At 55.7% G+C, this 19925-nt stretch carries 18 protein-coding genes and 1 pseudogene; 10 read left to right on the plus strand and 9 right to left on the minus strand.

Features of this window, described 5'->3' with window-relative positions; all coding sequences use genetic code 11:
- Position 1: 1 nt before the first annotated feature.
- The 4 genes from AC13DE_RS07025 to AC13DE_RS07040 are packed head-to-tail and all read right to left on the minus strand — an operon-like array spanning position 2 to position 4733.
- Positions 2-1240, minus strand: coding sequence for an OpgC family protein (locus tag AC13DE_RS07025; RefSeq protein ID WP_483047470.1), 1239 nt, complete (start codon positions 1238-1240; stop codon positions 2-4).
- Positions 1215-2984: a glucans biosynthesis glucosyltransferase MdoH gene (gene mdoH / locus AC13DE_RS07030; protein WP_483047471.1), complete on the minus strand. Its 1770-nt coding sequence runs from the start codon at positions 2982-2984 to the stop codon at positions 1215-1217. Before mdoH ends, AC13DE_RS07025 begins: the two co-directional genes overlap by 26 nt.
- A gap of 1 nt (position 2985) precedes the next feature.
- Complete coding sequence (locus tag AC13DE_RS07035; protein ID WP_446306334.1) at positions 2986-3159, minus strand: hypothetical protein; 174 nt, start codon at positions 3157-3159, stop codon at positions 2986-2988.
- On the minus strand, positions 3144-4733 hold the full coding sequence (locus AC13DE_RS07040; RefSeq protein ID WP_483047472.1) for an OpgD/OpgG family glucan biosynthesis protein: 1590 nt from the start codon (positions 4731-4733) through the stop codon (positions 3144-3146). Before AC13DE_RS07040 ends, AC13DE_RS07035 begins: the two co-directional genes overlap by 16 nt.
- 515 nt (positions 4734-5248) lie before the next feature.
- Here AC13DE_RS07040 and AC13DE_RS07045 point away from each other — a divergent pair.
- Positions 5249-6142, plus strand: a complete 894-nt coding sequence (locus AC13DE_RS07045) for a DMT family transporter (RefSeq protein ID WP_483047473.1) — start codon at positions 5249-5251, stop codon at positions 6140-6142.
- Between the two features lie 36 nt (positions 6143-6178).
- On the opposite strand, the gene queF is transcribed toward AC13DE_RS07045, so the two are convergent.
- The 5 genes from queF to AC13DE_RS07070 form a co-directional block, all read right to left on the minus strand.
- Entirely contained in the window at positions 6179-6643 is a 465-nt protein-coding gene (gene queF / locus AC13DE_RS07050) for a preQ(1) synthase (protein ID WP_446295362.1), read from the minus strand.
- A gap of 18 nt (positions 6644-6661) precedes the next feature.
- A complete protein-coding gene (queE, locus tag AC13DE_RS07055) occupies positions 6662-7372 on the minus strand; it encodes a 7-carboxy-7-deazaguanine synthase QueE (RefSeq protein WP_483047474.1) in 711 nt (236 codons plus the stop codon).
- Entirely contained in the window at positions 7369-7722 is a 354-nt protein-coding gene (queD, locus tag AC13DE_RS07060) for a 6-carboxytetrahydropterin synthase QueD (RefSeq protein ID WP_446295360.1), read from the minus strand. The genes queE and queD overlap by 4 nt, the downstream gene beginning before the upstream one ends.
- Positions 7715-8422: a 7-cyano-7-deazaguanine synthase QueC gene (queC, locus tag AC13DE_RS07065; protein WP_446295359.1), complete on the minus strand. Its 708-nt coding sequence runs from the start codon at positions 8420-8422 to the stop codon at positions 7715-7717. Before queC ends, queD begins: the two co-directional genes overlap by 8 nt.
- A gap of 267 nt (positions 8423-8689) precedes the next feature.
- Complete coding sequence (locus AC13DE_RS07070; protein ID WP_446295358.1) at positions 8690-9364, minus strand: type 1 glutamine amidotransferase domain-containing protein; 675 nt, start codon at positions 9362-9364, stop codon at positions 8690-8692.
- A 605-nt stretch (positions 9365-9969) separates the two neighbouring features.
- Between AC13DE_RS07070 and AC13DE_RS07075 the strand changes: the two genes are divergently transcribed.
- The 9 genes and pseudogenes from AC13DE_RS07075 to AC13DE_RS07115 all read left to right on the plus strand — a co-directional run bounded on the left by AC13DE_RS07075 (position 9970) and on the right by AC13DE_RS07115 (position 18958).
- Entirely contained in the window at positions 9970-10437 is a 468-nt protein-coding gene (locus tag AC13DE_RS07075) for an AraC family transcriptional regulator N-terminal domain-containing protein (RefSeq protein WP_483047475.1), read from the plus strand.
- Between the two features lie 24 nt (positions 10438-10461).
- The gene (locus tag AC13DE_RS07080; RefSeq protein ID WP_446313923.1) at positions 10462-10614 is read left to right on the plus strand and encodes a hypothetical protein; all 153 of its coding nucleotides are present in this window, start codon (positions 10462-10464) and stop codon (positions 10612-10614) included.
- Positions 10615-11109: 495 nt separating this feature from the next.
- Positions 11110-12189 (plus strand): annotated as a pseudogene (locus AC13DE_RS07085) (transporter substrate-binding protein).
- A complete protein-coding gene (locus AC13DE_RS07090) occupies positions 12186-12785 on the plus strand; it encodes an ANTAR domain-containing response regulator (RefSeq protein WP_483047476.1) in 600 nt (199 codons plus the stop codon). Before AC13DE_RS07085 ends, AC13DE_RS07090 begins: the two are co-directional and overlap by 4 nt.
- 16 nt (positions 12786-12801) lie before the next feature.
- Positions 12802-13656, plus strand: a complete 855-nt coding sequence (locus AC13DE_RS07095) for an ABC transporter permease (protein ID WP_483047484.1) — start codon at positions 12802-12804, stop codon at positions 13654-13656.
- The gene (locus tag AC13DE_RS07100) at positions 13656-14576 is read left to right on the plus strand and encodes an ABC transporter permease (protein ID WP_446313926.1); all 921 of its coding nucleotides are present in this window, start codon (positions 13656-13658) and stop codon (positions 14574-14576) included. Before AC13DE_RS07095 ends, AC13DE_RS07100 begins: the two co-directional genes overlap by 1 nt.
- A 29-nt stretch (positions 14577-14605) precedes the next feature.
- Positions 14606-16246, plus strand: coding sequence for an ABC transporter substrate-binding protein (locus AC13DE_RS07105; protein ID WP_483047477.1), 1641 nt, complete (start codon positions 14606-14608; stop codon positions 16244-16246).
- A complete protein-coding gene (locus tag AC13DE_RS07110; RefSeq protein WP_446313928.1) occupies positions 16236-17183 on the plus strand; it encodes an acetamidase/formamidase family protein in 948 nt (315 codons plus the stop codon). Before AC13DE_RS07105 ends, AC13DE_RS07110 begins: the two co-directional genes overlap by 11 nt.
- Positions 17180-18958: an ABC transporter ATP-binding protein gene (locus tag AC13DE_RS07115; protein WP_446313929.1), complete on the plus strand. Its 1779-nt coding sequence runs from the start codon at positions 17180-17182 to the stop codon at positions 18956-18958. The genes AC13DE_RS07110 and AC13DE_RS07115 overlap by 4 nt, the downstream gene beginning before the upstream one ends.
- The last annotated feature ends 967 nt before the right edge of the window (positions 18959-19925 follow it).

Consider the following 19925-nt stretch of genomic DNA (forward strand, 5'->3'; position numbering starts at 1 on the left):
GTCAAGTAATGGACACCGGAGCGGCGGTGCTGAATGTCTGTCCTTTGGCTTTGCTGTGGAACTGGTGTTTTGCGGTGTCAGCAATGACAGCGGCACCATAGCAAAGTCCGGCTCCCACCACGGGCAGCACCCAAGGGAGCCACATGACATGGGGTTCGATCACCATCAAGATCTGGCCAAACAACGCGAGCGCCGTTCCCAGCCCGAAAACCAGCAGGCCCTGTCTTCCCATCAATCGCAAAGGTGCTGCTGCGCGGTGTGCGCAAATTCTTGATACGACCGGCAGCGAAGCGAGCACATACACCAGCGCAACCGCATGCAGCAAACGCGGTAGCGCCAGCATTGATTTGTCATGGGTCACGATATTTGCAGGGGCACCCAATGCGCCGAGTTGCGACATCTTGTGGTTCATGAATGGTCCCAGCACAGGCATATACCGCCAGGCGAATGCGAAGATCAGAAAACCCAATGCGATCTTGAACATCAAAGGTGACAAAGGGAAAAAGCGGCTGTTGGTCCGGTGGCTTATCCCGATGACCAACCCGATCACAAAAATGAATTGCCAGGTGAACGGATTGAAAAACCACCCTCCGCCACCGGAATTGTTTGGAAGGTTCAGTTGCGTAGCCCCCGCGAATAGCCATAGCGCGAAGGCGGCAAGGATCGTCAGGCGGGGTGCGTACAGCCCGGCGGCGATTACCATGGGACCGATGATCAACAAAACCATATATGTCGGCAGTATGTTGACATAGCCGATCTGATAGCCAAGCGTCACCATCCCAATCATCGCGGGGCCAGGGCGGTCAAACAAAATACCCAGATTGTGGACGATGCGGAACTCTTCGCGCAAGAACATCTCGGCTGCCCAAGCATAAAGGGCGATGGCAACGACAGTCAGCAGGATGTGGACGGTATAAAGTTTCCAGGCTCGTTTCCACATCGGCCCCACGGCATCCCACAGGCGGGTATCGTGGTTCAGCCAGCGAATGATCGCGGGTGAATATGCAATGCCGGCCGCGATGCCGGACATGATGAAAAACGCCTCGGCCGCGTCGGAAAAGCCGATATTGCGTATGGTCAACGCCTCCCACGGGTTTCCCGGCATATGATCAATTAAAATCATGATCAGCGCCAACCCGCGAAACGCATCAATACGGGCATCGCGCGCACGCACCGGGGTGGATACGCTGCGCGATGTCGGGCGGCCCGGATGATCAGACAGAGCGGGGGAACGTTCCATAGGATGGGTCTTTCTCGGCCGAGATCTGCGCCAAGGCCGCGCGGTAGGTCTGGATAACAGGCGGCACATGCAAGTCATGCGGGGACGAAAATACGCTGCTTTTCAAAGGGCGGGATGTTATCGCGATAAGAGCGGGCGCAACCGACATCGGGACAGAGACCGGCAGCAACCATAGCATAAGATCAGGGGCCACCGCATAGATCAGCGCTGTCGCGCCGATCCCGAACAGTGAAATCCAGCGACCGGCCCGCCAGCTTTGTCCAAAGCTCAACCGACCTTCGCCGCGCGCGGTTGCAGGCCAGCCGCCATCCTTGCCCGCGAACACTTCAAAGACGGCGCGACCTTGATACATCAGCATCAGCGGCGCGATCATTGCCGTCAAAAGGATTTCGGCACCCACAGACTTGAGCGCGGTCAACGCCCCCCCATACCCCGAAGCGCGGCCAACGGCGACTGCTTCGATGTAGATGGCGATCTTGGGCAGCAGAAGCAGACCCCCGATACCAAAGGCAAGCGCCACAATCTGGAACGTCTTGTCATCGGGGAACACAGGAAACAATTGATAGGCATTTGGAAAGTAATTCGGATTGCTGTTGGTGGCCGTCGCCAGCAAAGAAACCACCAGAAACGCGCCCCACGCCACTGATACAAGGTAAGCCAATATCCCTTGGACAAAAACAAAACGGCTCCACCCGTGAAGACCGGGTGCAGCCAGCAGACGGATATGTTGTAGATTGCCCTGACACCACCGACGATCGCGCCGTGCGTGGGCCAACACGTTATCGGGGCCTTCCTCGTATGAACCGCCGATCCGGGGATCCATCTCGACACGCCATCCGCCCCGCACCAGCAGCGCCGCTTCGACGTAATCGTGGCTCAGGATGGTGCCGCCAAAAGGGGCTGGCCCTGACAGTTCGGGTAATGCGCAGCACTGGGCAAGCGCACGGACACGCACAATGGCATTGTGCCCCCAGAACGGACCTGCGCGACCTTGAAGCCGCGCCAACCCCCGCGCAAATACCGCCGAATGAAAGCTCGCCGCAAATTGCATGGCACGTCCGAACATGGATGAAGCGCCAAAGATTTGGGGCAGGGTTTGCAACAGCCCGAGACCGGGATCGGCCTGCATACGCGCCACAAGATGCTGGATGGTCTTCCCTTCCATCAGACTATCGGCATCCAGAATGACAACGTATTCGTAGGCACCGCCCGAATTGCGAATGAAGTCTTCCACGTTGCCCGCCTTGCGTCCGTGCCGATCCTTGCGGTTGCGGTAGAAAAATCGGTTGAGGGCAGTGGTTTCGGAAAACAGCGGGGCCAACGCCAGGCGTTCCAGCTTTAACGCAGCAGGATCGTGTGTGTCCGACAGAACGATAAAATCGACCGGCAGGGCCTGTTCCTGCATTGAATGCCGCATTGCAACAAGGCGGGCATAGAGTTCGACCGGGTTTTCATTGCAGACCGGAACAAGAATTGCAGTGGCTGGGATATCCGTAGACCCAAGCGGCAAAGCAGGCATGGGTTCAAGGGCGGCCAACCCCAAAAATGCCTGGGCTGCCCCCCAGGCAAGCCACGCCGTCGTCAGGGCAATCAAAGCGACAGCCATGACGTCCCAGATGTCAAAACCGGAGTTCAACCCTGCCTGCGCCAACGTCGCTGCGGCGGCGACCGCGCATGCCAATGCAAAGCCGATTGCCACGATACGGGAACGGCGGGTCGCGTGGGGCCAAAGGTGGCGTTGCATATCAGGCGTTACGCAGGAACAGGCGCGCCAGCACCGAGGTAACCGACGGGCGCTGTTCACGCTCAAGAACTTGCCGGGGCATATCCAAGGGGGCGTAACGCGGCGCGAGACTGGCGAAATCGACCTCCTCTAGGGTGTCATCCGCGAAGCGTGCGGGGTTCATTCTTTCAGCCATTGATAAGTCCATGTTTCTGTCAGCTTTCGTTCATCATTCACCAGGTCTGCCCGCAACTCGACAGCTGGTTTGCCGTCTGCGGTGACCTCAAGCACCAAGCGCCACATATCGGCGTGACCATCGACACGTTGAAGTACATGGCCAGCCAATGTGCCGTTGGTGATATTTATGTTTGCCGACACCGTATCGCGGGCCGGCAGCGTCGCGAACACGGCTCCTTCGAAGTCGATCACGAACTTTCGGCGATCGGTTTGCGGTTTGACCCCTGCAACCCCGCCGGCCCCCGCCAAGGTACGAGCCACCCGTGCTAAATCGGACGACGCACCGGCGGGCGCACTGCCCCAATGCATGCGATACGAAAACGATGTATGATCCCCGGCCTTGAAGCCACGGTCATAAGTCCAGAACGCCACAATGTTGTCATTCCCCTCGAGATCGGACGGGATTTCGATAAGACGGATCGTACCATCACCCCAATCACCTTGTGGTTCGACCATGAGCGACGGCCGCAGTTCGTACCGTGCTTCGGCATCAAGATAGTCGTCAAACGACCGATGCCGCTGGACCAGACCGAAAGAGCGGGGCGACTGTGCCGCGAAATACGAATTAGCCAGTTGAGGGGGATTGTTGAGCACACGATAAAGCGTTTCCCGATCGGTGTTGACGATCAACGCTTCGCTGTCATGAACGCGGGGACGATAGTCGTCAAATCCGCCTTGGTCGTTTGCACCAAACAGATACATGGACGTTAGCGGAGCAACCCCAAGCTGTTCGACATCACTGCGAAAAAACAATTCGACACTCACATCCATCACCGTGGTCTGCCCTGGTGTCAGGGCGAATTTATAGGCTCCGGCGACGGATTCACTTTGCAGCAGCGCATAGAATGTCACTTGGGTCTGTCCGGGCTGTGGCCGTTCCAGCCAGAAAGCAGAGAAGCGGGGGAATTCTTCTGGTTCAGATATCGCGGTGTTAACCGCGAGCCCACGTGCGCTTAACCCATAGCGGTTTCCGGTGCCCAAGGCTCTGAAATAGCTGGCACCCAGAAACGACAAGGTTTCGTCAAACTGGAATTCGGAATTCAAAGGCGTGTTGATCCGAAATCCGGCAACGCCTGGCAGTTCGGTCCCGTCTGGAATTTTTGCCAAGGCGGCATCACCGTAGATGAAGTCGTCCGATGAAAACCGAAGCGGCTGAGCCATCCCATCGGCTACGTCGAACAAGGCGACCGTGCTGTCAAAAAGCCACCCAGGATGATAAGCATGCATGACCGCCCTGGCGGCCGGACCAGCCCAGAGCGCATGACGTTCCCGAAAGCGGATATTGCGGTAATCATCATAATCGAGATCGGTGAAAGGTGCCCCGACCTGTGCAGGCGGTGTATAGGTTTGCGATGCCAGTTGCCGTGCATTCTGGACCAGACTTTCAAATGAAAACGGCACAGCGGTTGGGGATGTTTGGACTGACTCTGCATTGGTTTGCGACGATAACAGCGCGGTGACAGCCAGCGCGGAACCGCTAGCCTGTAGAAAAGACCGACGCGACAGCGAGCCGAACTTGTTATGTCGATACATCAATAATGATTCCTGAAGATTGCTGCAGTGCAGAATTCACAAAATTGGAAGAAGTTCAATATGTTACGGGGGGGTAGCCGCCAGAATTCAGACGGTTCGTGCCAACGCGTTCAGAAAATGATCTCATATATGCGGGTTTAAGGTTTTCTGCCGTCGATCACGGACGATAAAGAATAAATGCGGCTGAACTGGACCGTCGGTGACGGGTGGGATTGGCATATCGGGTTATTACGTGAAGGCGATGCAAAGCTTTCTATTTAACAGATTGCGAGTAACGTCAATACTATTGCCCCAGTGTCCAAGCGCTTTTTTCCGTTGGATAAATTCCGTGTTTGCATATGACCGTGTCGTGCGGGCGACGTTACCGAACAAAGCTGGGCGGGGCACAAATCAGGACCTCAATTCGGCTTGGGGGCATGTTGGTGCTGGTGCGTTCAACCTTAGCGGCCCTTGCGCGTCTCTCATGCAGTTCCTACTGATGTCGGGCATGGTATCAACAACAATTGGCTTAGCAGATGACACCCAGCTCTCCGTCCCAAGTCTCTGGCTATGCCGCAGCATGGTCTATCGTGTTTGTCTGGTCGTTTTGGCTGATCGTAAGCCGCGTCGCAAATCAAAGCGGGCTTACGATTTATGACTTGGCCGCGATGCGATACGGGTTGGCGTCGCTCGTGGCTGTGCCGCTATGTCTTTACTATAAACCGTGGCGGGGCATGGCCCTTGTGCAAATTGCGATCCTGTCGTTCATTCTAGGCCCGGTTTATATTCTAAGCGTTTTTAACGGTTTCGTTTATGCACCTGCGTCGCACGGCGGTATTTTCATGAATGGAATACTGCCGCTCGTCGGGATTGTGATCGGGATCGTCTTGCTGCGCAAAAACCCGACCCCGCGGCAAATAGTGGGTGCTGCGCTGATCCTGGTTTCCGCGGTTGTCCTCGCATGGGATGGCACGACCACCACCACCGAAACGGCTTGGATCGGTGATATCCTGTTTGTCATCGGCGCGGTATTTTTCTCGTTCTACGTCATTCTTTCAGAACGATGGCAGCTTAGCGCGATGCAGATCATCTTTTGCGGCACCGTGGTTAATGCCGCGCTTTATCTGCCAATCTGGGCGATCTGGCTGCCGTCAGGGCTGGCCGAGGCACCGATGGGGCCATTGCTGTTGCAAGCGATTTACCAAGGTTTCGTGCCCAACCTGATCGGACTGCTTTTTATCGCACACGCTTCACGCCGGATCGGCAACGCGAATACATCGTCGATCCTGGCCGCTGTTCCCGGTGTCGGTGGGGTGCTGGGGGCGGTGATCCTGGGGGAAAACCTTAGCATCATCGGGATGTTGGCGCTGGCCCTGCTGACGGTCGGGTTGCTGATAAGTGTCCGCAGGCGCGCCCCGGTACCGGTCTGAACCGGCGCTCAAGCCCCCCGCGCCGGTGATGCGTACCTAACCTCTACCCCGATACGGAGGAACGCCTTGATCGGGTATCCAGACATCGGTGGGGACGGCATCGGTTTGCCAGAACACATCTATCGGGATGCCGCCGCGCGGATACCAGTAGCCGCCGATGCGCAACCAACGCGGTGCCAGAAATTCGACCAGACGGCGACCTATTGAAACGGTGCAGTCTTCATGGAACGCACCGTGGTTACGAAAGGCACCAAGAAACAGCTTGAGCGATTTGGATTCGACCAACCACCCATCAGGCACATAGTCGATTACCAGATGCGCAAAATCCGGCTGTCCGGTCATGGGGCACAGGGATGTGAATTCCGGTGCGGTAAACCGAACGCAATACGAAACATCTACCTGCGGGTTCACCACCCGTTCAAGGGTCGCCTGTTCAGGCGACGCCGGCAATTCCGTATGCCCACCCAGCTGTTTCAGATCACTATAAATCGTTTCCATCACATATTCCTTTTTCGGGGGTCACACCCCGCGTTTGTTGCCCCAAAGCATGACGTGAAGCTGTGGCAGAACACGCGGCGCGAACCAGCTGTCCGCCATCACTTTTTCAACCAGCCACAGCAATCTGTCCGACAGGTCCTGCGGCGCTATCGACACCGAAGGATCGACCTGGGGATTTCCGGGTTGCAGGTACAGCGGCAAATCGGGGTATCTTTTGGCAGTGTCTTGCGCCCAAGCGTAATCGAGATCATCAAAGATCACGATTTTCATCACCGTCGTCGTCGCAGGCCCTGCCGCGTTCACGCAGGCGTCGAAGACCTTCCAGTCCACCGTTTCACCGCTTGACGGCGGCTTGGGGCTAAGCACCAATGTATCTAGATCTGCAAACCACGGCTTTGCCACCGATCCCTGGGTCTCGCAGGCGAACCGATATCCGTTTGCGTGGCCCTGCGCGATGACCTCGCTGAAATCCTGGATGGCCGGATTGCCCCCCGAAAGGGATACCGTCAGGGGCTTGCCAAGGGACAGCTGCACGATCCGGTCCCAGACCGCATCAGGTGTCATGGGCGTCCACGTCCTTCGGTAAGAAGTGTCCACGGCGTGAAGACTGTCGCACCACGCGCAGCGATAATCGCACCCACCGGTGCGAACAAACACCGTGGGTTCGCCGATCAACGCACCTTCACCCTGTATCGTCGGGCCAAAGATTTCGGCGATGCGCAGCGTGCTCATGGTCTGTACTCCGCCCAGGTCTTTGGGGTTTCGCTTACCTTTACCGCTGCGGTCTCCGGCCAAAGCGCTGCGCACCAGTCATAAAAATGCCGGGCCAGGTTTTCTCCGGTCGTCATGTTGGTCATCACATCGTTCAGGTGACGGTGATCAAAATTCTCGTCGATGTAGGTCTTGAACGCCTTCAACTCTCCGTAATCTCGCACGAACCCGTCTGAGTTGAGCTGATCTGACGCAAGCTCGACGACGACGATATAGTTATGGCCGTGTAACCGGGCGCATTGGTGGTCAATTGGCAGGTGGCCCAACTGGTGTGAAGCGGAAAAGTGAAACTCTTTGGTGATCCTATACATGGGGCGCATCCTTGGCGGCTATCGCTTCGGACCAGAAATCCGCGTCTTCATACACGGTCGGATCATCGATACCCGCCAGATGAAACGCTTCGCGTCGCTCCACGCAGGTGCCGCATCGACCACAGTGCAGTTCACCACCCTTGTAGCAAGACCAGGTTTCGGCAAATGGGGTGTTGTGGCGCTGCCCTGCGATGACGATGTCGGCCTTGGTCCGGGTTACGAAAGGCGTATACAACGTTGCCTCGGCATATCCTTCAAAAGCAGCCTTTTGCATTTTCTCGAACGCCTGCACGAAGCCGGGCCGGCAATCGGGATAGATGAAATGATCGCCCCCGTGAACTGCTGTCGCGACCGCCTGATCGCCATGAACCGCGGCCACGCCAAATGCAATTGTTAACATGATGGCGTTCCGGTTCGGGACCACGGTGACCCGCATGCTTTCTTCTGCGTAATGCCCATCCGGGACGTCGATGTCATCGGTTAGTGCAGAACCCGCCAACGCGCCGCCGATGGCGCGCAGATCGATGATATCATGCGGCACGCCCAGCCTTTCGGCGCAGGCGGCGGCAAAATCCAGTTCCTTACGGTGGCGTTGTCCGTAATCGAACGACACAAGCCGCGTAAGCTGGTTTTCGTTTGCCACCATGTGAGCAAGCGAAACGGAATCAAGTCCGCCAGAGCAGACGACGATGGTTTTCATTCTATGACCCTTGTTTTGATACCCGGGTAGGCTGCGACCGGGAAATTTCGTTTTAGCGTCTGACGCGGCGCGTGCCAAGACGGATCGGACAGAAATATTGCCCCTGTCGGGAGGGCGTCAACGCGGCAGTCGCAAACATGAAGCCCGCGAGACTGAGGTGTTAAACGTCCTCAATTCACGTGGCGGTATGAGATACCAGCCGCGAATATCGGACGGCGAACCCCATTCGCGTACACCGGGGGGCGAATACCCCCCGGTGTATCTGGATCAAAGAAGTTCCAGCAACTTACGTGCCGCTTCTGCCGAAGACGCGGGGTTCTGCCCGGTCACTAACTTACCGTCAGTCACAACGAAAGACGCCCAGTCATCCCCCTTTTCATAGTTACCATCATTGGATTTGAGCATGTCTTCGACCAAGAAAGGAACGACGTTTGTCAGGCCAACCGCTTCTTCTTCGGTATTGGTGAAGCCGGTCACTGTCTTGCCTGACACGATGGATTTGCCGTCAGTGCCCTTTGCGTGCTTGAACACCGCAGGCGCGTGACATACCGCCGCGACAGGGCGGTCATTGGCTGCGAAGCCTTCGATCAGCGCCTTGCTATGTGCATCTTCCGCCAGATCCCAAAGCGGGCCGTGGCCGCCGGGGTAAAAGACGGCGTCGAAATCATCGGCCGAAACCGAGTCGAGCTTGACCGTATTTGCCAATTCACGCTGTGCCGCCTCATCCGATTTGAACCGCTTGGTATCTTCGGTTTGTGAATCTTCTCCATCGCTGGACGGGTCCAGCGGCGGTTGCCCGCCCTTCGGCGAAGCAAGCGTGATGTCGGCCCCTGCGTCTTTAAAAACATAATAAGGCGCGGCAAACTCCTCGAGCCAGAAGCCGGTTTTCTTGCCCGTGTCGCCCAATTGGTCATGCGAGGTAAGTACCATAAGAATTTTCATTGAAAGCAGTCCTTATCTTAATTCAATTTCGTTCACAGTGTAACGCGGAAGCAAAGCGCCGCGCTGTATCGTTGCGGTGACCCAACAACAGATGGGGTTAGATGTTCCGTCCGTTAAGTTCATTAATCGAAATTAGCACGTTTCCCTTACGTCACGTCTAGCCGAGCAGACTCTCAGCGGCCGGGTCGGGCCACGCGCCGTTGTCTCGTGTTCTACCTCCGGAGCGTCGAAAATGATCTGTCCTTTGCGCATCCGACCACTGGCCGCCTGTTGGGTCAGATCCAACTGACCGGCACAGTTTTCACGCCCTGGATTATTGGCTCCAGTTCGGGCCCGGTGAGCTTGATGCCTGATTTCGTCAATAATTCCAGTGTCGGAACCCGTCGGCGGGGGCTTCGATTTTCGCCAACATTGTCTTTGGCGTTGAAGGAACCGCCGTATCAACCGGTTTTGCAAGTAGCATCGCGCAACACCGCAAAGCAGGTACCACCGCATGTTCGCTTGACTTCCCGAACGGATTACTTGAGGTGCCCCCGCCCTTAGGGATGGACGCTGAAAACCGTTCACTAACAAGGGTCGCCGCACGGGTTAGCAAGCTTCAGGCTATGGCTGTCAATGCCGTGATCCTCGGCGGCAAGGAAACAATTTTCGACGGGCTGCGCTACGTCAATGACAGCAGCGAAGATCTGTGCTGTCCGACGTCCATGCCGGTGGAGGCCGGGACCCCGACAGCACCCGCCGAGAAACCGCTATACGACGTTTATGACGTTGCCTTTCTCGACGCGCTCCTGCGGTTGGTGCAGCTTGGGGAAAGTGCGGCGGACGTTGCCATTCTTGGTAATGCAAGGCTGCGCGAGCTGTATGATGCCATACTGGAAGGCGAAGCAGGGGCGTTCGGTCTAGAGGCCTTTGCCGCCGGCAACGCCGTTGCGGGCTCAATCGCGTATATGTCGTCCCGGCTGGATGTGTCGGTATCCATTGACGACTTGGCGGGTCGCGCTGGTATGCGCCGGGCCATGTTTCATCGCAAGTTCAATCAGGCGACCACTATGGCGTCGATCCAGTTCGTATAGTCCATGCGCCTGAACAGCGCCGCGATGAAGATAGCAGATGGCATGACCGTTTCCAAAGCCGTGCTGAAGATTGGCTACGTCAGCGCCTCGCCGTTCAGCCAAGGGTTCAAACGCCGATATGGGCAGTCGCCACGGCGGTGGAGCGATGCGCGTCAATCGCCAGTGGCCGTGGTATGATGCATTGATCATTACCGACGATACTTCCGACCAATGGAATGCTCCCGTGACATGACACGGACGTCTGCACAATAACGCCGCCCTTGAATTACTTGTCTTCTGCGAATGTCGTGAAAAGGGCGGGCCGCGATGCAGCATCCTTTGTGGCGGTGGCAGTGGCGGCACATAATAGACATGCGTGCCGGTAATCGGTCATCCATGCGTCCCGCATCGGGAACACCAGAGGCTGCATAGATGGTTCACATTCAAGCCGAGTTTCTTCCCCCATACATGCGGTTTTTCCCAAAGCTGCTTAAAAATTAAGCTGTCACTCAGGTGTGGCAGATTTATTGTCACAATTCCGGGGAAATAAATTGCGCGAGTAACGATTCTGCGGCATTAAAATTAGGTGATCTTAAATCAGATCATGCTTTGGCCTTGGCCAAGCAAGGGCATTCGGGCCTCGACAGAAGCAACTTAGGTTGGCGGTGTCGGGGCTTTTTTTATGGGGATACCATGTCGAAGACGTTTGATCTTGGTGTATTGTACTCTCGTTCAGGCACCTATCGGTTGTTGTCTGAGGCGTTGTTCGCCGGGGCAATGTCGGCGATTGAACGTGTCAACGCTAACCATGATCTGCCGATCTTCTTCAACCCAATCGTCCGGGACCCAGCTGGAGAGCTTACGAATTACGCCCCGATGTGCGCGGAAATCCTATCCAGTTCTTCTGCAAAACATGTGGTGGGCTGCGTCACGTCCTCAAGCCGAAAGGAAGTTATTCCCGAGCTGGATCGTGCCCAGGCAACACTATGGTACAACGTTCCATACGAGGGGTTCGAGACATCGGCTCGTGTTGTTTATTCGCACGCTGCTACAAACCAGAACATTCTTCCGCTGTTGGGCTGGGCAACACGCCACTTCGGCATGTCCGTCTATCTTGTCGGGTCCAATTACATCTGGGGATGGGAGACGTGTAGGGTGATGCGCACGCGGCTTTAGGTTGCGGGCGGTGCTGTATTAGGTGAACGTTACCTGCCGCTGGGTGACACGTCTGTTGATAGCCTAATCGACGAGATAGAAAGAAGTCGCCCGAAGTTCATCTTGAATTCACTTGTAGGGGCCTCCTCGTACGCATTCATCAACGCCTATGCTGAATTGGGAAAACGTGATTCTCATTTCGCACCCGACAATTGCCCCTTGCTGTCATGTAATCTGACCGAAGCAGAGCTTCCCGTGCTCGGGGAAGCGGCAGAAGGGTTGATCTCGGTTGGTCCATCCTTTTGCAAAACCCCCACAGCGTACGGGGAGGGGTCTTCCTTGGAGCGTACCTCGTATCAGTCTGTGCTGACTTTGGCTGAAGCATTGGCGCATGGTGCCAACGGTCCATTTGACAGTTATCTGGCGCAACACGGGACCCTTTACGGCATTGATCCTGCGACGCAACACAAGTCGCTCGACGTGCATATCGCGCAGGTCCGAAGCGGCGCATTTAAAATCCTGCATAGCTGGTCGGATATTGCACCCGACCCTTACCTCACCCGGCCATCGCGACACCCAAGATTTAGTGATCCGATGCTGAAAGTGGTGCAAGCATGAGCCCGCCGATCGATATAGCGGGATTGGAAGGTGCTCGAGCAATTGTTTTGCACCCTGCACATGACCGCTTGCCGGTGTTACTGCGTCAGTTGCGCGCGATCGGTCTTGAGGTGGAAACGGCGTGGCCGACATTGCCGGCTTCCGCGATCACAGCAGATTTCATTCTTTACGATACAGATGCAGGCCACGATGCCCAGTTTTCCTGGGCAACAGGTCAGTCACCAATGCCGATGATTGCACTGGTCGGATCTGAAGCGCCGGGACGGATCGAATGGGCATCCAAAACAGGTGCAGATGCACTTTTGGTTAAGCCGCTGGCCGCAAGTGGCGTCTTTGCGTCCCTTTTGATGGCGCGGCAATCATTCGAAAGGCGCAAAGCACTGCTGGCCGAGATTGGTGCCCTGCGGGATCGCGTGTCGGCGCGTCAGACAATCGTGCAAGCAGTAACCCTATTAGCGAAGAAGACCGGCTCCGAAGAGACCGCATATGACGATTTACGCCAACTTGCGATGGCGTGGAAAATGACAATGGAGGACGCAGCGGTGGAGATCGTGAAGCATTCAGAGGCGAGAGGATCCGATCGTGGCATTTGCTGAGGCGACACCAGCACTTATGCCACCGACAGTTTGGCAGCGACTGAAAAAGCGTAAACTTGCACTTTTTGGCATGGCTTTGATAACCCTGACGGTATTTGGTGCTCTTTTTGCACCTTACCTCACTCCCTATGAACCAAACGACCAAATGTTCGATGGTCTCACCTTGCAAGGTGCTCCGATGGCACCGGGGTCCCAATTTGCACTGGGGACGGATCTGCTTGGCCGGGATTTGTTGACCCGCATTTTATACGGTGCGCGTACTTCGCTCATCATCGGTGTTCTGGCGAATGGTGTGGCCTTGATTATCGGGACGTTTGTCGGTGTAACGGCAGGCTATTTCGGAGGTGTTTGGGGCAACATGCTCATGAGGTTCACCGACCTTATGATGGCGTTCCCCGCGCTCTTGCTGGCGATTTGTCTCGCTGCGATCTTCCAGCCATCGCTGTGGATCGTTGCAATGGTGATTGCCACGGTGAACTGGGTGCAAACCGCGCGTGTTTTGTATGCCGAAACGGCAAGCCTGTCACAACGTGAGTTTATAGCGGCAGAGCGTACATTGGGTGCAGGAAATATGCGTATCCTGTTCAGGCACATCCTGCCGCACCTTACCCCGACGATTATTGTGTGGGGTACGTTAGGCATTTCGACCACGGTTCTACTTGAAGCGACGCTGAGCTTTCTTGGGGTGGGGGTTCAGCCTCCCACGCCGAGCTGGGGTAACATTATTTTCGAGAATCAAACATATTTTCAGGCGGCTCCCTGGTTGGTGTTCTTTCCCGGCTTAGCGATCGTAACATTGGCCCTGGCCTTCAATCTCGTCGGTGATGCGCTGCGTGATGTGCTAGACCCTACACAACGGGGGCGCGAATAATGGTGGCCTTTATCATCAAGCGTTTGCTCCAGTCCGGTCTTATTCTACTGGGTGTTTCGTTTATCACTTTTGCGCTGCTGTACCTATTTCCAGCCGATCCGGTGCGTCAGATTGCCGGCCGTTCAGCGACACCGGAAACCGTCGCGAATATTCGTGCTCAGCTTGGTCTGGATCAGCCGTTCATCGTTCAATACGCGCGGTATCTCGGTAATCTGGTACAGGGTGATCTGGGGCGCTCTTATTTGCAAAAGACCGAAGTCAGTACGCTTATAGCCGCTCGGTTGCCCGCGTCCTTGCTTTTGATGTTGGGTGCCATCGTGTGTGAGCTGGTTTTAGGAATCACCATGGGGGTGGTCGCTGCACTGCGGCGAGGTACGGCTACCGATAACACCTTAATGATGGCAAGCTTCATCGGCGTGTCTGCGCCGCAGTTCGTCGTAGGGTTGCTGATGCTCTACGTCTTTGCTGTCCAACTGCATTGGTTCCCGATAGGCGGTTACGGCACGTTCGCACACATGGTTCTGCCATCTATCACTTTGGGTATCCTTGGATCGGGCTGGTACAGTCGCATGATGCGATCTTCGATGATTGATGTCCTGCGACAGGATTTCATTCGTACAGCGCGCGCCAAAGGATTGAGCCGCATGCGTGTTTTGCTGCGTCATGCTTTGCCAAATGCCGTTCTGCCGATCATCGCGATGATCGGGATCGACGTCGGCATCTTTATGGGCGGTATCGTTGTTGTGGAATCCGTTTTCGGATGGCCTGGCATCGGACAGCTCGCATGGCAGGCGATCCAGCGTGTGGACATACCAATCATCATGGGCGTCACGCTGGTATCAGCTTGCGCCATCGTCATTGGCAATCTGGTCGCAGACATTGCGTCCTTATTTGCCGACCCGCGGATCAAGGTCCGCTAATAATACCTATCCAACAGGAGTAAATTATAATGAAAAAACTACTTACAACCTCGGCTTTGGTCGCAGCCCTCGGTCTGCCTCAGATGGTTGCAGCCGATGCCCATTCCAATCTTGATCCGAACGCAAAATCGGGTGGCAACATCACCGTGACCTATAAAGACGACGTCGCCACCTTGGACCCTGCTATCGGGTATGACTGGCAGAACTGGTCCATGATCAAATCTTTGTACGATGGTCTTATGGATTATGAGCCGGGCACAACCGAGCTGCGCCCTGGGCTGGCCGAAAGCTATGACATTTCGGAAGACGGTAAGGTTTTCACGTTTAAACTTCGCGAAGGGGTCAAGTTTCACAACGGTCGCGTGATGACAGCCGATGATGTGAAATACTCGCTGGATCGCGTGACCGATCCTGCGACCCAAAGCCCTGGCGCGGGTTTCTTTGGTTCGATCGAAGGATATGATGCCGTATCATCGGGCACGGCAACTGGACTGTCTGGCGTCAAAGTTTTGGATGAGCAAACCGTAGAGATCACCCTGTCACGCCCGGATGCGACCTTCCTGCACGTGATGGGCCTCAACTTCGCCTCTGTGGTGGCAAAGGAAGCGGTAGAAGCCGCAGGGGCCGATTTCGGCAAGACCGCGATGGGGACGGGTGCATTTAAGTTGGCAGACTGGACCATCGGACAAAAGTTGGTTTTCGAGAAAAACCAAGATTACTGGCGTGAAGGCTTACCTTACCTGGATAGCGTCACTTTCGAGGTAGGCCAGGAGCCAATCGTTGCGTTGCTACGTCTGCAAAACGGTGAAGTCGACGTGCCAGGTGATGGTATTCCGCCGGCTAAATTCCAAGAGGTCATGGGTGACCCGGAGCAAGCAGCGCGTGTGATCGAAGGTGGTCAGCTTCATACGGGCTACATTACGCTCAACGTGAAAATGGCTCCTTTCGACAATGTCGATGTGCGTAAAGCAGTCAATATGGCGATCAACAAAGAACGGATTACCCAAGTCATCAACGGCCGTGCCGTTCCGGCAACGCAACCGCTTCCACCTTCCATGCCCGGCTACACAGAAGGTTATGAAGGCTATTCCTATGACCCTGAAGCCGCCAAAGCACTGCTCGCTGAGGCCGGGTTCCCTGATGGTTTCGAGACCGAATTGTTTGTGATGAACACCGATCCGAACCCACGCATCGCGCAAGCGATTCAGCAGGACCTCTCGAAGATCGGGGTGAAAGCCACGATCCAATCCCTTGCTCAGGCCAGCGTCATTGCTGCGGGCGGTGAAGCAGACCAAGCACCGATGATCTGGTCGGGCGGTATGGCGTGGATTGCCGATTTCCCTGATGCGTCTAACTTTTACGGCCCGATTCTGGGCTGTGACGGGGCCGTGCCGGGCGGCTGGAACTGGTCGTGGTACTGCAATGCGGATACCGACGCGATGGCGGTCAAAGCTGACAGCATGACCGATCCAGCTATGGTCGAAGAGCGCCTGAAAATGTGGTCCGATATCTACATGGCAGTCATGGAAGACGCTCCTTGGGTGCCAGTGTTTAACGAGCAGCGCTACACCATGAGGTCCGAACGTATGGGCGGCGATGACAAGCTGTATGTCGATCCGGTCTCTATCCCTGTTAACTATGACTATGTGTATGTAAACGATGTGCAATAAATGTCCTGACTATACCATTCACGGCGCAAGCCACCACTTTGGCTGGGACAACTCGTTTGTCCCAGCCATCACGGTGGCACCTGGTGAAACAATCGAATTCGAATGCCACGACAGCTCAGCGGGTCAGCTGAATGCGGACAGTACCGTCGCCGATGTCGCGGCTATGGATTTTGGCAAGATCAACCCGGTCACAGGTCCCGTCTACGTGGACGGGGCAGAGCCCGGCGACGCGCTGAAAATCACCATTGAAGGTTTTAAACCTTCCGGCTTCGGTTGGACCGCAAATATACCCGGTTTCGGCCTGCTGGCCGATCAGTTCAAGAATCCGGCGCTGACGATCTGGAAGTATGATCCGGATACGCTGGAGCCAGCCTTGTTTGGCAAAAACGGGCGCGTCCCGCTTAAGCCTTTCGCTGGTACCATCGGTTGCGCTCTTGCGGAACCGGGGTTGCACTCGGTCGTCCCACCACGGCGCGTCGGGGGCAACCTTGATATCAGGGACCTGGCCGCGGGAACAACCCTGTACCTGCCGGTCGAAGTCGCCGGAGCATTGTTCTCCATCGGTGATACCCACGCGGCACAAGGCGATGGCGAGGTCTGCGGTACCGCGATCGAAAGCCCTATGAATGCCACGGTAACGCTCGACCTGATAAAAGACGCGCATCTCAAAATGCCGCGCTTCACAACGCCGGGTCCCGTTACCAACCATTTGGATTCCAAGGGGTATGAAGTCACCACCGGTATTGGTCCGGACCTGATGACCGGCGCACAAGAAGCCGTAAGCCAGATGGTCGATTTGTTAGGAAAAACGCAAGGTTTGTCAGCAGAAGATGCCTATATGCTGGTATCGACATGTGGCGATCTGCGAATTTCGGAAATTGTTGATATGCCGAACTGGGTTGTGTCCTTCTATTTCCCGCGTTGCGTGTTCGAATGACTGCCTCCACACCAACCTCATCGGCAGCGACTGTAGCTGCCGGTGATCGGGCCCCAATCTTATCTGTACGTAATCTTGATATTTCTGTGCGCAGTGATGCGGGTATTCAGCCGCTTGTACGAGATCTCAGTTTCGATCTTGAAGCCGGTGAAACGCTTGCCATCGCAGGTGAAAGCGGTTCAGGAAAGTCGCTCACCTCATTGGCGATAATGGGTTTGCTGCCTCCGCCTGCGGTTCACATCTCTGGCGGCGGGATCATATTCGACGGTGCCGACCTCACCAGGTTGTCCGAACACAAGCTACAGCGTCTACGCGGCGACCGTATCGCTATGATATTCCAAGAACCCATGACTGCCTTGAACCCCGTGATGCGGATTGGAGATCAGCTAACCGAAGCGATACGCGCGCACGAGCCGATGTCGCGACGCGCGGCACGTGTTCGTGCACTGGAGGCGATCAAGGCCGTGCGCTTGACCGAACCAGAGCGCAGGATGAGACAGTATCCGCATGAACTATCTGGCGGTATGCGCCAACGGGTCGTCATCGCCATGGCGATTGCGCTGCGCCCTGATGTGATGATAGCCGACGAGCCGACCACGGCATTGGATGTGACCGTGCAGCGTGAGGTTCTGGACCTGTTGCGCGTACTCACGTCAGAAATGGGTATGGCGTTGATCCTGATCACCCATGATATGGGCGTTGTCGCCGAGATGGCGGACCGTGTTCTGGTCATGCAAAAGGGCCAGCTGGTCGAGGAGGCTGCGGTTCGCACGCTGTTTCGCGATCCCAAAATGCCTTATACGCAGCAACTGCTTTCCAGTGTGCCACGCATGGGAAAGGGACGCGAAACCAAGGTAGATACCACAGTACAACCTTTGGTTTCAGTGAGAGACCTGAGGGTAACCTATGATCTCCGCGGGGGCATTCTGGACCGTGTTCAAGCGCGCGTCCATGCCGTCGAAAAAGTAAACTTCGAGATCTTTCCCGGGGAGACTTTCGCCATCGTGGGTGAAAGCGGGTGCGGCAAGTCTACTATTGCGCGTGCTTTGACCGGACTTGTCCCGCATGAGGGGGTCGTGACGTTTGCCGGCAAACCGATTATGCGTGACCGCCAGTCGCAACGCGCCAACACGCGCGCGATGCAGATGGTATTCCAGGATCCTATGGCAGCGCTTAACGGCCGCATGACCGTGGGGGATCTGGTCAGAGAGCCGATGGTCATTCATGAGATCGGTACGCCTCAAAGCCGAACGGATCGCGCGACAGAGCTGTTCAACCGCGTCGGTCTTGGTCCTGAAGCACTTGATCGCTATCCGCATGAGTTTTCTGGCGGACAACGTCAGCGAATTTGTATTGCGCGGGCGTTAGCTTTGAACCCGAAACTGATAATCGCCGACGAAAGCGTCTCGGCTTTGGATGTATCGGTGCAGGCAACTGTATTAGACCTTTTGCAGGAGCTGAAGTCTGAGTTCGGCATGTCCTATCTGTTTATCTCGCATGATATGGCAGTGGTCGAAAACATCGCCGATCGCGTCGCCGTGATGTATCTGGGCCAAATCGTCGAAATCGGTACCAGTGCTCAGGTGTTTGGAAATCCGCAGCATCCATACACGCAACGTCTTATCGCGGCCGCACCGTTCCCGGACCCAGAACGCAAAATACCCGCCAGTGAAAAGCCGGCAACAGAACTCGTGAGCCCGGTGATGCCAGTCGGTCAATCTCCTCAGATTCTTCAGTACAGGGCAATGGGAGCGGGGCACTTGGTTGCTATGTGATGTAAGCCTACACTGGGGTTAAGTGCCAGATGTGTGTCGTCGCGCAGCGCAAACAGTTGTCGGAAATCATTGGGCATCATCAGATCACGACGTGCCCATGGCCGCCGCGCCTTGGGCACGCAATCCGGGGCGGACGGGATGAAGTTGGACGGGACCTGTTGCGGTTGATGCCGCCCCTTCAAGCGCATTTACAGCAATTAAAAGATTGGCCAGGGGTCTGAAACCTACGGATGAACCCTGTGCCGATGTGGTACATACTACGCTGCCGAGCGGAATAAAGCGCAAGACTATATGTACCACCTTCGGTCACAGCCTCAAAACGCTGTGACACACAAACCGCGCCAGACGTGTTTGACACATCGCTGTTTCTAATGTGTCGAAGAAAAGTGGCTGGGATGGTAGGAGGCTAAGCTAAGTTATTGATGTGTATTGTAAATATATCTAACAGAAGGATATGGTGTCAATTCTTCTTGCTCAAAAACTCGAATGTGCACCAGCTTGTGCCTCAAAGAGTTCGTAGACATGAGTCTTATGTTCCCTACGAGGCCGCGCCACTTTCTGGTAACAAGTTAGTTCCGGCAACAGCGACGAAGCCTCGGTATCTGTTGTTTGGTTTCGAGGTGAATTCAACTTAGTTTTAGCCTTGATCGCTGTCAGTTTTGTTAATGCTGGTTCGTCTCCTATTGTGCGGGAGTCCCCAAAGGCCGGCGGAGATCGTCCGCGCGTCGTAGACCAGATGTCGCGCAGAGGTCTGCTTCGAGCCCAAACTGACGGCGTTGGTCGTAAAAGGGTTCGCAGTAGCAGCATGGGCGTGCTTGTCGTGACCGGCCGAGGCTGTGTGGAAACGTATATTTCTGCTATTCTGAATGAGTAATCAGGAGATGTCGGATGAAGCGTTTCATTGAAGGTGATAATCGAGAGCAAGGGGTTCTATTCCCCGACCATCTTGAGGACTTCGTGGGCGACA

This window comes from Sulfitobacter sp. L-8 (assembly GCF_056859255.1).